Annotated in this window: 15 protein-coding genes and 1 rRNA gene; 10 read left to right on the top strand and 6 right to left on the bottom strand. The window is 49.3% G+C overall.

Annotated elements, in window-relative coordinates; genetic code table 11:
* Positions 1-102: 102 nt before the first annotated feature.
* Positions 103-765, bottom strand: a complete 663-nt coding sequence (locus tag T497_RS0109245) for a hypothetical protein (protein WP_028515365.1) — start codon at positions 763-765, stop codon at positions 103-105.
* A 297-nt stretch (positions 766-1,062) separates the two neighbouring features.
* On the opposite strand from T497_RS0109245, the gene T497_RS17545 reads away from it, so the two are divergent.
* Entirely contained in the window at positions 1,063-2,487 is a 1,425-nt protein-coding gene (locus T497_RS17545) for a glycoside hydrolase family 16 protein (protein WP_051530603.1), read from the top strand.
* 28 nt (positions 2,488-2,515) lie between these two features.
* Here the strand turns inward: T497_RS17545 and T497_RS0109235 are convergent, their stop codons facing one another.
* The 4 genes from T497_RS0109235 to T497_RS0109220 form a co-directional block, all read right to left on the bottom strand.
* The gene (locus T497_RS0109235; protein ID WP_028515364.1) at positions 2,516-3,265 is read right to left on the bottom strand and encodes a PP2C family protein-serine/threonine phosphatase; all 750 of its coding nucleotides are present in this window, start codon (positions 3,263-3,265) and stop codon (positions 2,516-2,518) included.
* Between the two features lie 19 nt (positions 3,266-3,284).
* On the bottom strand, positions 3,285-4,055 hold the full coding sequence (locus T497_RS0109230; RefSeq protein WP_028515363.1) for a TatD family hydrolase: 771 nt from the start codon (positions 4,053-4,055) through the stop codon (positions 3,285-3,287).
* Positions 4,052-4,960: an LCP family protein gene (locus tag T497_RS16420; protein ID WP_051530602.1), complete on the bottom strand. Its 909-nt coding sequence runs from the start codon at positions 4,958-4,960 to the stop codon at positions 4,052-4,054. Before T497_RS16420 ends, T497_RS0109230 begins: the two co-directional genes overlap by 4 nt.
* Positions 4,961-5,468: 508 nt before the next feature.
* Positions 5,469-6,170, bottom strand: coding sequence for an SLOG family protein (locus tag T497_RS0109220; RefSeq protein WP_028515362.1), 702 nt, complete (start codon positions 6,168-6,170; stop codon positions 5,469-5,471).
* Positions 6,171-6,298: 128 nt separating this feature from the next.
* On the opposite strand from T497_RS0109220, the gene alr reads away from it, so the two are divergent.
* From alr to T497_RS0109175, 9 genes are all read left to right on the top strand, one after another.
* A complete protein-coding gene (alr, locus tag T497_RS0109215) occupies positions 6,299-7,435 on the top strand; it encodes an alanine racemase (RefSeq protein ID WP_028515361.1) in 1,137 nt (378 codons plus the stop codon).
* A 77-nt stretch (positions 7,436-7,512) separates the two neighbouring features.
* The gene (locus tag T497_RS0109210) at positions 7,513-8,031 is read left to right on the top strand and encodes a SecDF P1 head subdomain-containing protein (RefSeq protein ID WP_028515360.1); all 519 of its coding nucleotides are present in this window, start codon (positions 7,513-7,515) and stop codon (positions 8,029-8,031) included.
* Position 8,032: 1 nt separating this feature from the next.
* A complete protein-coding gene (locus tag T497_RS0109205) occupies positions 8,033-8,647 on the top strand; it encodes a TIGR04100 family radical SAM protein (RefSeq protein ID WP_028515359.1) in 615 nt (204 codons plus the stop codon).
* Positions 8,640-9,314 carry a hypothetical protein gene (locus T497_RS0109200; protein WP_028515358.1) on the top strand — a complete coding sequence of 225 codons (675 nt, stop codon included), beginning with the start codon at positions 8,640-8,642 and terminating at the stop codon, positions 9,312-9,314. The genes T497_RS0109205 and T497_RS0109200 overlap by 8 nt, the downstream gene beginning before the upstream one ends.
* 130 nt (positions 9,315-9,444) lie before the next feature.
* The gene (locus T497_RS18940; RefSeq protein WP_278244736.1) at positions 9,445-9,576 is read left to right on the top strand and encodes a hypothetical protein; all 132 of its coding nucleotides are present in this window, start codon (positions 9,445-9,447) and stop codon (positions 9,574-9,576) included.
* A gap of 33 nt (positions 9,577-9,609) precedes the next feature.
* Positions 9,610-10,677 (top strand): branched-chain amino acid aminotransferase, encoded by a 1,068-nt coding sequence (locus T497_RS0109190; RefSeq protein ID WP_028515357.1) that lies wholly within the window; start codon positions 9,610-9,612, stop codon positions 10,675-10,677.
* 464 nt (positions 10,678-11,141) lie between these two features.
* On the top strand, positions 11,142-12,005 hold the full coding sequence (locus T497_RS0109185; RefSeq protein ID WP_028515356.1) for a dipicolinate synthase subunit DpsA: 864 nt from the start codon (positions 11,142-11,144) through the stop codon (positions 12,003-12,005).
* The gene (locus T497_RS0109180) at positions 11,998-12,597 is read left to right on the top strand and encodes a dipicolinate synthase subunit B (protein ID WP_028515355.1); all 600 of its coding nucleotides are present in this window, start codon (positions 11,998-12,000) and stop codon (positions 12,595-12,597) included. Before T497_RS0109185 ends, T497_RS0109180 begins: the two co-directional genes overlap by 8 nt.
* 262 nt (positions 12,598-12,859) lie before the next feature.
* Positions 12,860-13,948, top strand: coding sequence for an MFS transporter (locus tag T497_RS0109175; RefSeq protein WP_028515354.1), 1,089 nt, complete (start codon positions 12,860-12,862; stop codon positions 13,946-13,948).
* A gap of 77 nt (positions 13,949-14,025) precedes the next feature.
* Here T497_RS0109175 and rrf read toward each other — a convergent pair.
* A 5S ribosomal RNA gene (rrf, locus tag T497_RS17540) occupies positions 14,026-14,120 on the bottom strand; the annotation flags it as partial.

The following is a 14,120-nucleotide window of genomic DNA, read 5'->3' as shown; positions in this document are numbered from 1 at the left end:
CCCCTACAATGGTTTCATATAATTTCATCTTGATCCTCGGGCGGATAATATCCGCCCCTACATATAAAAAGGGCGTGATAAACATCACGCCCTTTCGCTGTTTTACTTGACTCTTGTGAGCTTCTCTGTGGACTTTGAATCCTTGAGCTCAAGTGTGTCTCCGTCAACCTTGAACTCAGCTGTTGCCTCTTTGCCGTTGCCGCCGCTGAGAAAGCCTGAGAAGCCTGAAACTGTAAGCTTCTTGCCCTTTGTCTCATAAGTAAAGAGATTGTTGAATACTACCTCGCTCTTTGAGCCGTCAAAGTCGATAGTGATATCAAGATTTGACTTGTCAAATGAGGAATCTCCCTGCTTCTCGATGCCCTGAACGATGCTGTCGTAGAGGATACCGCTGTCAAGTGAGTACTTTCCGTCGTAGCCCTCACCGCTCTCAAGCTTTGTGAGACCTATCATTTCCTGTCCCATAACGTCAACTTTAAGAGTCTTGCCCTCTTCCTTGATGTAGTCCTTGGCAAGAACTGTGCCGCCTACATTGAGACCTTCGCTCTCAAAGTGGAGAAGGCTTGAAGTATCAAGATATACAGAGCCCTTTCCGCCGTCTGTGAAAATGATTCCGCCTCCGTCAACGCTCTGGTCAGTGTTGCTGAGGTCGCTCATAGCCCACTTTCCGATTATCTTCTCACCGCTCTTGGCAGAGCTTCCGCATGAAGCGAGAGCACATACTGCAAGTGAACATACTGTAATAGATGTAATTACCTTTTTCATAAAAACCTCCAGATAAATGTGTGACGTTCACGAAAGGTGAACGAAATATATTAATGTATATGCGATTTATCCTTCACCCCTGTCGGCAGCCTTTAAAGCTCCGACATTACACATTATATCACGTATTATTACACATTGCAAGCAATTCGCAAAAAAGTTATCGAAATGTAATCAAATATCGCCGCAAAATAAGCAAAAGTAGTTCATTTGCACAGAAAAAAGCTCCTTTTTGCCTTGACAGCGCCCTGTATTAATGCTAAAATTAAGGCAGATATCAACTATTCGGAGGCGGTTTTCATGAATAAGATACGTGCTTTTGCGGCAGCTGCGGTGCTGCTGCTTGCTGTCCCTGCGTCGGTATACGCAGACGGCAGTATCCCTATGGACTACAACAGCGACGGAGCTGTGAATATATTCGACATGGTAGAAGCCCGTCAAAAGGGCGCTTCCGAGGCAGAGCTGAAAAGGCTCAGCAGCTTTATCCTCGGCAAGGGCGATATACAGCCCGATGAAAGCGGATATACCCTCCTGTGGAGCGACGAGTTCGACGGCTCTGACCTTGATATGGACAAGTGGAGCTATGAGCTGGGCAACTGGAAGCTTGACGACAGCGGCAACTTTATCACAGGGGGCTGGGGCAACAACGAGCAGGAGTTCTACACATCGCAGAATACCACTGTCAAGGACGGTATCCTCACTATTGCCGCCAAAAAGGAGCAATGGACAGACGAAAAGCAGGGCAGCTACGATTATACCTCCGCAAGAATTAGCACTCAGCACAAATTCTCTGTATGCGGCGGAAAGATCGAAGTACGTGCTCGCTGTGATTCGGGCAAATCCCTGTGGCCTGCTATATGGATGCTCCCCGAGGACAGCGCCTACGGCGGCTGGGCTTCGTCAGGCGAAATAGACATCATGGAGGGCTGGGGCAGCACTCCCGAAAAGATATGCGGCACTGTACACTTCGGCGGCGCATGGCCGAACAACAAGTACCTCACAAACGACTATATCTTCGCGGAGGGCGACAGCACCGAAAACTGGCATACCTACAGTATCGAATGGGAACGCGGCGAGATACGCTGGTTCGTGGACGGCAAGCTCTACAGCACTCAGTCGGAATGGTTCTCAGAGGGCTTCCAGTACCCTGCCCCCTTTGACCAGAACTTCTACATCATACTCAATCTTGCCGTGGGCGGCGCATTTGACGGCATTGACGGAGTTCACGCCGATCCGAGCATCTTCGCAAACGGCAGCAAGAACTTCGATATAGACTACGTCCGCGTATACAAAAAGGACGGCAGCGATTTCGCGCCGTCGGAGATTAGCTCTCTTGCGCTGGATAATTACATCGAGGGCGCTGACGCCACAGTCACAAATAAGGCGGGCTGCACCACTGTCAATATCAAAAACGCAGGAGAGCTTGAATACGCAGTTATGGGACTTCTCCGCGGCAGAGAGGTCAAAGCAGGCGAAAAGCACACCCTTGAATTTGACGTCAGCTCCACAGCAGAGCGCAGCATGGTAGTCACCGTGGAGGACAGCTCCTATACCCGTTATCTGGACGAAAAGCTGACTGTTACCCCCGAGAAGAAGCACTACAGCTTCGATGTGACATTCGCGCAGGATATGTCGGCGGATATAAAGTTCCAGCTGGGAAATATCGACGGAGCCTCCGCTATAGGCGCACATGAGGTCAATATATACGATATCAAGTGGTCATAATTAAAAGCCCATGGTTTTCCATGGGCTTTTATTCGTAATAAACCACTGCTATCACAGTTATATTGTCCTTGCTGCCGTTATCGAGAGCCTTTTTCACCAAGATATCCAGCCTTGTCTGCAAGGGCTTGGGCATTTCAAGTACCTCCTCGATATCCAGCACCGACACGTAATCCGAAAGTCCGTCAGTGCAAAGCAGCAGCAGGTCGCCGTACTCCATGCCGCCCTCAAGCTTTACCGTATCTATCTGAGGGGCGGACTTCACATTGCCGAACACAGGGAAGATTATATTCCTGTGGACGTGGGTGCTGCGCTCCTCGCTAGTGATAGCGCCCTCGTCGATAAGAAGCTGCACCAGTGACTGGTCACGGGATATCTGCCTGATACGTCCGCCGCGGTAGCGGTACAGACGGGAATCTCCCACATTGAATGTGAGGAGCTCATTAGACTCATCTACGGCTATACCGCAGAGAGTAGCCTGCATATTGTGCATTTCGGGATCTGACTCGCTGTACTCCGCAAGCTTTCGGTGTATGGCAAGAAGCTCCTCGTCAAGCTTCATGTCGCCGCTGTAGCCCATATCGCGGATAAGCTCCAGACACATCTTTGAAGCCAGCTCTCCCGAACGCTCTCCCGACACTCCGTCGGAAACAGCCGCTATGAAAGGCACATCTACGTTTTTCTCGGCGGAACCCGAATCAATTACGCTGTCCTTGATGAGCAGGGCGTCCTCATTATGGGGCATTATGCCCTTTTCTGTCACTCCGCAGCAGTAATACATTCGGTTTCCTCCTTTCGTTTTATATCTGTATCCCGTACATTGTCATGCCGTTTTGGCAGGTAATGTCGATAAGCTCCTGTGTGGTAATGCCCTTTATCTCAGCCGCCTTAGCCGCCGTATAAGCTATCATGGAGCTGTCGCAGCGTTTTCCTCTGAATGGCTCTGGAGCCATATAGGGGCAGTCCGTTTCCATGAGGAGCTTGTCCATAGGCACCTCAGCAAGGGCTTTCAGCGCTTTTTTTGCGTTCTTGAAGGTAAGCACACCTGTGAAGCCGATGTACATTCCGAGCTTGAGTATCTCCTTAGCGGTCTCGGCAGAGCCGCTGAAGCAGTGTACAACGCCCTTCGGACGGTATTCGCGGAGTATCTCCACCGTGTCCTCAGCGGCGTCCCTGCTGTGGACTATAACGGGCATATCAAGCTCATTGGCAAATGCGAGCTGTTCGCGGAAAAAGCGTATCTGCTTGTCGCGGTCATAGCCGTCGTAGTGATAATCCAGACCTATCTCGCCTACCGCCTTTATCTTGCTGTTGGCAGATATCATCTCGCGGAGCCTGTCAAGGTAATCGGCAGGAGTCTCGTCAACGCACTCGGGGTGAACTCCTGCGGCGGCGTAGATATAGCCGTATTTCTGCGAGAGAATCGAATTTTCGGCAGAATCATGCAGTCCCGAGGCTGCCAGCATTACCAGCTTTACGCCCTTTTCGGGAAGCTCCGCCAGCACCTGCTCCCTGTCCTCGTCAAAGGCACTGTCTGCATAATGGGAATGTGTATCAAATATGCCTGTCATTTCTTTTCCTTGTCGTCCTTTTTAGCCTTTGCGTCCTTATTTACCTTGAAATAGGACTCTTTCAGGCTGTCGATGAAGGTGCTGCTTGGGATAAAGTCCTCGCCTGCGGGAGTACCGTCAAGTGAGAGCGGAACAGCGATAGCGCTGCCGTACTCGAACATATTCCTGATACCGTTTTTGCGTTTCTTATAGTCAGCAGCAGTAACATCGGAATCCACCATATTGATAACTATGCTGAAATTGTTGTCGAAGCTGTCGGCGATACGCTTTCCGTCGGACTGGTTCACCATAGCCGAAAGAACAGCCGCGGAAGTAAATGCACGCTCAGACTCGCCGCCGTCGAACATAAGATAGTTGACAAAGGTCTCTATCTGGTCGCTGTTAAGATACTGCTGGCTGCCGTCGTTCTTGAAACCTGCTATATCGGCGTTTACAGGATAGGTAACGCCGCCGAAGATATCACAGACCTTCTGGAATGCCGCAGAATCGAACTTCATGTATCTGTCTACCTCGATATCGAATACCTTTTCAACAAATTCCTCAGCCGAAGCAGCGCCGCCGTTCTGATAATTCTCGATAATGCTGAGCTGCTGTCCGTCAACGAGAGCAATTGAATTTGAGGGAATGCCGATGAATACCAGCTGCTTTTTCAGCGGTATCGAGCGCATGAGCATGAATGTGGGAGGACTGTGCTTCTCGGGCACATCGAGGATAAGAAGCATGGTGTGGTTGTCCTCAGCGGTTATCTGACCGCTGGTGCGCGGTACGGGCTCCGGCGGCTTCTCCACCTTGCCGAAGCCGAAATATCGGTAAATACCATAGGCTATACCGCCAATGATGATAAGTCCGATGAATATTGTCATAAGGAACGGTAATGCAACGTGACCTGTTTTTTTATTAGCCATTTCTCTGGCTCCTTTCATTTTTACTTGTTAATGATTTATCGTTATATTTTTATCGTTCTCTGCTTTTTTATAAATCCCGAACTGATATAAACTGACCGTATAATACTTGTCCTGAAAATATCCGTCATAAAATGAATAAAAATTGTTTTCCAGAATGCAAGTTAAAAAATACTTGGCGGTGCTTCGACTATCCACAGAGTTTTCCACATTTTCCACATAACTGAATGGAGAGTGTATGTTTAAACAGCGGATTCAACAGCCTGTTGAAATAGAACGAGCGTTCATCTCAGAATGCCTAAAATATGCTGCTTTTGGCTAAAAATAGCCATTTATCAAACATCGTATTTTGGAGCTTTGTTCTGCTGCGGCTCGGCTTTTAACGGTATATCGCCGCTTTTCAACAATGTTGAAAGTGCGGAGCCCGTGCTGCCTTTTTCGCGTTGAAATAATTTTTAAAGACAAATACTTTGCCGCGTCTTGCTATTGCTGAAATATTGTGATATAATATTTAGTATGGCATTTCAAAGACATTTTCCATGAATACCAGCCTGCGGCGTATGCTTTCAATATCAGGTCCGCACTCGTCAATAAGGGCATATGCGTCCTCGAGACCGAATCGGCGTATCGTTCTCCCCTGCCGTGTGGCATAGTTGAGAGTCTGGTACGTTCCCGACTTAAAAGAGCCCTCGTTAAAATAGGAAATGACCGCAGAGGCGTTGTCTACCATAAAGTAGTTCCGCTCTCTGTACACATCAGGCGAGGTATTCTCCCCTGAGCCTTTTTTCCCGTAGATAATGTCAGGTTCTGTATTCGTGGTGAGAAGCACGTCCGCACCCTTTTCGGCGTCGGCAAGATTCTCCCTGTACTGAGGCGCAAATCGCTCGGCATGGCGGAGATAAGGCATTACGCCGATAAGACGTATACTGCTGTCGGAACGCTTCTTGGCAAGAATGTACTTTGCCGCCCAGAGGTCCGTACCCACAGCAAGTCCGCTGATGAAGCTGCGGTAGCCGCTCTCAACAGCCATATCTATATACCTGCACAGCATGAGCTGTACGGTGCGAAGAGTGATACTTCGATATATCGGCTCGTTCCTGTAGGGTATAACACTGGTCTCACGATGACCTGTAAAGCATACCGTGGTATCAATATCACCGCTGAAGTCCTGAGCAGGAAACACAGGGACTCCCGAATCGAGTGAGAAAAGCATAGTACACCTCGCTTTCCCAAAATATCATACATGAAAATTATAACATACATCATACTTTATTTCAAGACGTTTTTTGACTTGTAATTAAATTTTAACTTTGACATAAACACGAAAGGAAGGATAACGGAATGAAGCCGTATCTGAAAAGAGCATGGGCAGAGATATCGCTCCCACAGCTCAGAAAAAATGTTGATATCATAAGAGGTCTGAACTCTCCCGGTACTGAGATAATGGCAGTAGTCAAGGCTGACGCTTACGGTCACGGCGACGAACACATCGTCCGCTGTCTCGCCGAGCAGTGCGGTATCAGCTATTTTGCGGTATCCAATCTTGACGAAGCTATCGCCGTAAGGAAGTTCGCTCCCAAGTCGGAGATACTCATACTGGGCTATACTCCCCCGGAGTACGCCCATGAGATAGCCATGTACAATATCATACAGGGCGTTGTGTCCACCGAGTACGCTCAGGAGCTTGTGAAGAACAGCGCAGAGCCTATCCGCTGTCATATCAAGATAGACACAGGCATGGGCAGAATAGGTCTCAAGCACGATACTCCCGAGGCTTGCGCCGCTGAGATAGAGGCTATGATGAAGATAGAAAAGCTCTCCGTTGAGGGCATATATACACACTTTGCAGTTGCAGACAGCGATTCTCCCGACAATATCGCCTATACCGATATGCAGGAGAAGTTCATCACCGATACATACGATGTGCTTGTGAGCCACGGCATAAAGCTCAGACATCTCCACTTCATGAACAGTGCCGCTACCTGCTACAGAAACAGCTCCAGAAGCACACTTTCCCGTGCAGGTATCATTCTCTACGGTCTGCACCCAGATGTGAGCCTTGATATCCCCGAGGGACTTGAACCCCTTATGGAGCTCAAAGCCGTTATCTCCCATGTCAAGACCGTCAGAAAGGGCGACTGCATAAGCTACGGACGTACATTCGTTGCTGACCGCGAAATGCGTATCGCCACAGTAACTATCGGCTATGCCGACGGTTATTCGAGACTTCTCAGCTCCAAGGGCGAGATACTCGTCCACGGCAAGCGCTGTAAGATAGTTGGCAGAGTGTGCATGGACCAGCTGATGATGGACGTTTCCGACGTTCTGGAAGCTAAGGCAGGAGATATCGTGACCATGATAGGACACGACGGCAATGACCGCATAACCGCCGACGACCTTGCGCAGGTCTACGGAACTATCGGATACGAGGTAGTCTGCGGTATCTCCAAGCGCGTACCGCGTATCTATATTGAGTGAACAGTTTTAGTTATCAATGCTTAGCAAAGACGCCCAGTAGGCGTCCGAGCAGAAAATAAACATAAGGGGGATTTTTTATGAAAAAGAAAGCTTTCTCACTTGCAGCTGCAATGATAATACTGACAGGCTGCAGCAATCCGCTGTCTAAGGACAGCAGCGTAGAAACAACTACCGTACCCGCAACTACTCAGGAGCAGACTACCGAGCCCACTACAGCAGCCAAAAAGAAGATATTCTTCCGCATGGGAGAGGACGAGAGCACAGAGCCTTTCCTCACCAGCGATCATATCACCAACTGCTCTATGGAGATAATCCCAAATGAATCAGGTGAGTCAGACTATGTTGTGAATATTTTCTTCGACGATGAGGGAAAGGAGATATTCGCAAATGCAACTGCAGAGGCTTACGAAAAAAATATGCTCATCTCTACATGGTACACTGAGTACCTCATCAGCCGCGCTCATGTAGACGGCCCCATAACCGACGGCTCTGCGGTCATATACGGCACAGATTTCAGGGAAGCCTCAAAGATAGCAGGCTGGATATACGAATGTATCGACAAGCCCGAAACAACAACTAATAACGAAGGTGAATAATATGGCAAAAGCTATGACTATTTCTTATGAGGTGGGCGAAAATCTCTACCTCAACCTTACAAATAAATGTCCCTGCGCCTGCACGTTCTGCATACGCAACCACGCTGACGGCGCTTACGGCTCCGATCCGCTCTGGCTGGAGCACGAGCCCACTCTCGACGAGATAATCGCAGACCTTAACAAGCGCAAGCTCAAAAAATACCGCGAGATAGTTTTCTGCGGCTACGGCGAGCCTACAGAGCGCCTTGACGTGCTCCTTGAAACTGCCGCTTATCTCCGCAGCAGAGAGAACTGTCCGCGCCTGCGTATCAATACAAACGGTCTCGGCGACCTTATCCACGGCAGAAGCATCGCCAAGGAGCTCTGCTACGAGCTGGATACAGTATCAATAAGCCTTAACGCTCCCACTGAAAAGGACTACATGGCTGTTACACGCCCTAAGTTCGACAACGCATTCGAGGCTCTCCAGAAATTCACAAAGGACTGCGTAAAGGCAGGCAAGGCTGAGGTCATCATGTCTGTCGTTGACGTTATACCCCCCGAGCAGATAGAGGCTTCACGCCAGCTCGCTGAAAAGCTCGGCGCTCATCTCCGCGTAAGAGAGTTTGATGACTGATCTGATGCTGCGAATGTCGGGAAAGGACTTCGGCACTATCTTAGGACTGAGCCTCGGCTTAGTACTTGTGGGCTCCTTTCTCGGTATATTCAGGCTTAGGTATCTGTGCGTAAGGCATTGGCGGAAAAAGCACAGCGAGATAGTTATAGGACGAGTCACAAAATGCGAGGAGCTGTCCCTGTTCCCCGGAACTCCACGATATCTCCTTACTGTCGAGTATAACGACAACAGCGGAGCCCTTGAGACCGAGGAGCTCATAAGCTTCTCTCCTGCCGCTCCAAAACTGAAAGAGGTGGAGCTTTCGATAGTCAGCTATGCAGACAGAATGAGCCGATACGGCGAGGAATATACGGTTAAGCCCGATTTTGAGGAGCTGAAGCAGCTTCCCCAGCTAAGCGAGGACGAGAAAGAGGCTATGAAACGGAAATTCGAGAATTATCTCGCCGCCGAGCACCCAAACCACGCCACAAGCTTTGCTGACGGCTTCTTACGTCCTTATCTGTGCGCTCAGAAAGCGGAATTCGCCGATAAAAAGGCACATCAGCGCCCTAAGCCGCCGAACGCCTACAGCTTAAAAAAATTCCTTATAGACGCCGTTATTTTCATAGTTCTGCTCATTTCAGCCTGCGCAGGTCTGGCGTATCTCATGGTGAAAACAGGCTATTAGCCATATCACACAAATACAAACAGCTCTATTTGTGCAGTATTTATGCAGTTAAACTATGGAAAATCATACTGAAATATGATATAATTATTTATTGAAAGATTTCTCTAATCTGAGATAAGGAGTAATTTTTATGAGTAAAAAAGGTAAGATCATACTTGCAGCTTCAGTTTCTACCTCGGTTTTAGCTATTACAGCCGCTGCGGTGACGATTTTCGTCTGCAAGCGCATTTACGAGAAGAATTACTTCTCGGTCACAGATTAACAGGTCAATATTATAAAAAGAAGGTTGAATAATATGGAAATCAAATTCACAAAGGCTGCAAGCCTCAAGGCTAAGCCACAGCCAGGCGACAAGCTTGGCTTCGGTCACATCTTTACAGACTATATGCTCGTTATGCCTTACGATGAGGGCAAGGGCTGGCACGATCCTGAGATCAAGCCATACGCTCCTATCGAGCTCTCACCTGCCGCTATGTGTCTCCACTACGGTCAGGAAGTATTCGAGGGCTTAAAGGCTTACAGAACTGCTGACGGCAAGGTACAGCTCTTCCGTCCAGAGGAGAACTTCAAGAGACTTAACGACTCAAACAAGAGACTGGTTATCCCAGAGCTCCCTGTTGAGCTTGGCATGAAGTGCCTTACAGAGCTCATCAAGGTTGAGAAGGACTGGGTTCCTTCAAAGGAAGGCGAGTCACTCTATATCCGTCCGTTTATCATCGCAGTTGATCCGTTCCTCGGCGTTAAACCGGGCGCACAGTACCTCTTCATCATCATTCTCTCACCATCAGGCGCTTACTATGAGAGCGGTCTCAACCCTGTAAACATCTACGTTGAGAGCAAGTATGTCCGCGCTGTAAGAGGCGGTATGGGCTTCGCTAAGACAGGCGGCAACTACGCTGCTTCTCTTATCGGACAGGACGAGGCTCACAAGCAGAACTACTCACAGGTTCTCTGGCTCGACGGCGTTGAGCAGAAGTACATCGAGGAAGTCGGCGCTATGAACATCTTCTTCGTAATCGACGGCAAGGTAGTAACTCCTATGCTTCAGGGCTCTATCCTCCCCGGTATCACAAGAAAGTCCGCTATCGAGGTTTGCAAGAGCAAGGGACTCACTGTTGAGGAGAGACGTATCGACATTCAGGAGATCGCTGACGCTTACGACGCAGGCAAGCTTGACGAGGTATTCGGTACAGGTACTGCTGCTGTTATCTCACCTGTTGGTCACCTCAAGTGGAATGACAAGGTAATGGAGATCAACGGCAACAAGATCGGTAAGATCTCACAGATGCTCTATGATACAATGACAGGTATCCAGTGGGGCAAGATCGAGGATACATTCAACTGGATCGTTCCAATCGACTAATTATTAATAGTAACATCAAAGGCGCTTCCGAAACGGAAGCGCCTTTTCTTGCAGCGTGACGCTGCACCCTTGCCACGTTGTCGCTCGTAAACTCGCTCACTCTTATCAACACCGATAATCGTACATCGCTTACAGCACTTTAAGGTCAAGCAAAAACTACGCGTAGGGGCTGGCGTCCTCGACAGCCCTGAGGGGACGCCTTCACTTGCAAGGCGTCCCCTCTTGTAAAACAGTCCACCGGACTGTTTTACAATTCACCCCTTGCGAAGCGCCTGCCGAAATCGGGGCGCTGCCCCGAACCCTGCCAGAGGCGCTGCCTCTGGACTCCGCCAAAGGAACACAGTCCCTTTGGAATCCCTTTCATACGCTCAGCTGACGGCTATTGTCAATATGCTCCGTCTTTTCATATAATAAAGCGATTAGCGATAATCACTTTATGCCGATACGGCGGATTGGAGTTATCTATGACAAGACCTAAAATACTTATTGCAGGCGGAGACACGCGCCAGCTCTACTGTGCTGACCGTCTCTCACGCGACTTCGATATAAAGCTCATTGGCTTCGACAAGGAATACTCTGACTTGGCAGCTAAACTGCCAGTTGCGGACAGCTCAGACCGCGGCAGCTTCGATTATGCGTTGCTGCCCGTGCCCTCTCTCGGGCAGGACGGCTACATCTACACGCCCTGCTATTCGTCGGAGCTCACAGCCGATACTATCGACGGTTTTCTCAGTGGCGACGGTATTATTTACGCAGGCAGAGCAGACGACAGACTGCGCCGTATGCTGCCCCACCGCGAGATATGCGACTACCTCAACCGTGAGGAGCTCAATCTGCGCAACGCTGTCCCCACTGCCGAGGGAGCTGTACAGCTTGCCCTTGAGGAGCTCCCCGTTACCCTAAACGGACTGAAGGTCCTGATAGTGGGCATGGGCAGGATAGGCTGCGCCCTTGCGGAGATACTGAAAGGCTTCGGAGCTGACATAACAGCCGCTGTCCATAATCCACGGGGAGCTGCAAAGGCACGGCTCCACGGTATAAGCTCCGTACCCACAAAGCGGCTCAGAGGAGACTACGGGCTTATTTTCAATACCGCACCAAAGCTCATATTCGACAGGGAGCTCCTCAGCCGTTTTGAGCCCTCTGCGCTGTTCATAGACCTCGCCTCGAAGCCCGGGGGTATTGACCTTACCGCCGCCTCAGAGCTTGGAATAAGAGCGATCTGGGCGCTGGGACTGCCAGGAAAAACAGCTCCCGTAACATCGGGAGAGATAATCGCAGACACCGTTAGCGCAATGATAGCTGAAAGGGGTGAGGACAGTGAGTGATATCCTCAAAGGGCTTCGCATAGGCTATGCCATGACGGGCTCGTTCTGCACCTTTCAGCGGAGCTTCGAGCAGGCGGAGATACTCATCGAATACGGCGCGGAGCTTCTCCCCATAATGTCAGAACACGCCGCTTCAACGTCAACACGTTTCGGAACAGCAGAAGAAAACCTTGAAAAGCTCCGCAGTATCACAGGTAAAGACGTAATAACAACAGTTTCTGCCGCAGAGCCCATAGGTCCAAAGGAGCTGACGGATATTATGGTAGTGGCTCCCTGCACCTCGAATACCGCCGCAAAGCTTGCCGCATCAATAACCGATACTGCCGTTACAATGGCTGTGAAGTCTCATCTGCGCCGCGGAAAGCCTGTAGTTCTTGCAATTGCTTCAAACGATTCCCTTATGGGCTCGGCAAAGAACCTCGGGGAGCTATTCAACCGCAAGAATTACTACTTTGTCCCCATGGTGCAGGACGACTGGATAAACAAGCCTGCGTCCCTTGTGGCGGAATTCTCAATGCTCCCCCAGGCAATAGAAGCCGCTATGAACGGAGTACAGCTCCGCCCCATAATCTATCACGAATACAGAAAGTGAAAATACTTGACAAGGGCGCGTTTATCTGTTATAATATCACGTAAGTACAAATCATTTTACAGGTAAGAGGCTGATAGTATGTGTTATAAAAACGTAAACATACAACTTGGAAAAGGCGATGTTTTCCCGACTGCGGGGATAGTGCGCCCTTTTTCAGCTTTAGTCGGGTAAAGTCAAAAGACCTCCTGAATCTGTAAAAGTAACGATATATCGCGCATTATCTCCTTAACGACGACAAAATTCAAGTTAAGGAGATTTTTTTATGTTCAATATCAGAAAACAGCTTTCAAGGCTGTATTTATCATCAGTAATTAGCAATCTGACAATAACGGGAGCATGGCTGGCGATACTCGCCTCCCGTGGCTTCAGCCTTGTTGAGATAGGCATTTCCGAGACCGTATTCCACATAACGAGCATTATTTTTGAGCTCCCCTCGGGAGTCATGGCTGACGTGTTCGGGCGGAAGAAAATGCTCATAGTCAGCAATATCATGTACACCATAGCTACCCTCATAATGATAGCGTCAAACAGCCTTTTCACGGTCTGCCTGTCCATAGCATTCCACGCCCTGACCTACAATTTTTCATCGGGCACAGGCGACGCTCTTGCCTATGATTCCATGAAAAAGGCTCGGATACACAGCAAATTCGAGCGTTATGAGTCCAATCAGCTCACAATCTACAGAGTATGCACGGGAATATCCACACTTTGCGCAGGATTTGCCCTGACAATAGGCTACAAGCTCGCCTATGCCACTGACCTGATAGCCTGTGTTGCACAGTTTATAGTATTATCAACACTTACAGAGGTAAACGCAAAGGAAAAAGCCGACGAACAAAGGCTATTTGCAAAAATAGCCGAATGCTTCATAGAAAGCTTCAGATTCCTTAAAGAAGCCAAAAAAGCTCTGGGACTCATGTTCTGCAATTCCTTTGTGGGAGCGCTGGATATTCTCCTGCTGTTCTTTCTGCAAGCGAAGCTCCCCGAAAAAGGCATACCAAAATGGGGACTGGGCGTGGCGCTCCTGTTTATGGAGCTGGGCGGCGTCGTGGGCTCGAAGCTGATACTCCGCCTGCCAAAGGTCGGATATAAGATGATTTTCGCAGTGACCTCGGCGCTGGTCCTTACGGGAATATTTGCCGAGCACTCCCGAAGCTTCGTCATAATGGCGATAGGCGGATTTATTGCCGCTGTGGGCGATGACGCCCTGCAAGTCCGCACAAATGCAAAGCTGCAAAAGATGTTCCCCTCGGAACAGCGAGCAACTCTCACCTCGGTGGAGTCCTTCACCTTTTCCGTTATTATGATAGTGCTGTCTCCCCTTGCAGGCTTTGTGTTTACCTACTGGTAAAAAGAAACTCCCCGAGCTTTCGGGGAGTTTTGTATCTGTGCAAAACAAAAAGGACTGCAAAAGCAGTCCTTCTTAAGTGTCGGCACTGATTTAGTTTCCCGGGCCGTCACCAGCCAAGTATCGTCAACGCGAATGAGCTTAACTTCCGTGTTCGGAATGGGAACGGGTGTGA

It is taken from the genome of Ruminococcus flavefaciens MA2007 (assembly GCF_000621845.1).
In the GTDB taxonomy this organism is placed as follows: domain Bacteria; phylum Bacillota; class Clostridia; order Oscillospirales; family Ruminococcaceae; genus Ruminococcus; species Ruminococcus flavefaciens_E.
This window is presented reverse-complemented; position numbering and strand designations above follow the sequence as displayed.

Excerpts from the sequence above, each read along its gene's own strand:
- T497_RS0109245 (WP_028515365.1), bottom strand. The coding sequence starts at position 765 with ATGAAAAAGGTAATTACATCTATTACAGTATGTTCACTTGCAGTATGT.
- T497_RS17545 (WP_051530603.1), top strand. The coding sequence starts at position 1,063 with ATGAATAAGATACGTGCTTTTGCGGCAGCTGCGGTGCTGCTGCTTGCT.
- T497_RS0109235 (WP_028515364.1), bottom strand. The coding sequence starts at position 3,265 with ATGTATTACTGCTGCGGAGTGACAGAAAAGGGCATAATGCCCCATAAT.
- T497_RS0109230 (WP_028515363.1), bottom strand. The coding sequence starts at position 4,055 with ATGACAGGCATATTTGATACACATTCCCATTATGCAGACAGTGCCTTT.
- T497_RS16420 (WP_051530602.1), bottom strand. The coding sequence starts at position 4,960 with ATGGCTAATAAAAAAACAGGTCACGTTGCATTACCGTTCCTTATGACA.
- T497_RS0109220 (WP_028515362.1), bottom strand. The coding sequence starts at position 6,170 with ATGCTTTTCTCACTCGATTCGGGAGTCCCTGTGTTTCCTGCTCAGGAC.
- alr (WP_028515361.1), top strand. The coding sequence starts at position 6,299 with ATGAAGCCGTATCTGAAAAGAGCATGGGCAGAGATATCGCTCCCACAG.
- T497_RS0109210 (WP_028515360.1), top strand. The coding sequence starts at position 7,513 with ATGAAAAAGAAAGCTTTCTCACTTGCAGCTGCAATGATAATACTGACA.
- T497_RS0109205 (WP_028515359.1), top strand. The coding sequence starts at position 8,033 with ATGGCAAAAGCTATGACTATTTCTTATGAGGTGGGCGAAAATCTCTAC.
- T497_RS0109200 (WP_028515358.1), top strand. The coding sequence starts at position 8,640 with ATGACTGATCTGATGCTGCGAATGTCGGGAAAGGACTTCGGCACTATC.
- T497_RS18940 (WP_278244736.1), top strand. The coding sequence starts at position 9,445 with ATGAGTAAAAAAGGTAAGATCATACTTGCAGCTTCAGTTTCTACCTCG.
- T497_RS0109190 (WP_028515357.1), top strand. The coding sequence starts at position 9,610 with ATGGAAATCAAATTCACAAAGGCTGCAAGCCTCAAGGCTAAGCCACAG.
- T497_RS0109185 (WP_028515356.1), top strand. The coding sequence starts at position 11,142 with ATGACAAGACCTAAAATACTTATTGCAGGCGGAGACACGCGCCAGCTC.
- T497_RS0109175 (WP_028515354.1), top strand. The coding sequence starts at position 12,860 with ATGTTCAATATCAGAAAACAGCTTTCAAGGCTGTATTTATCATCAGTA.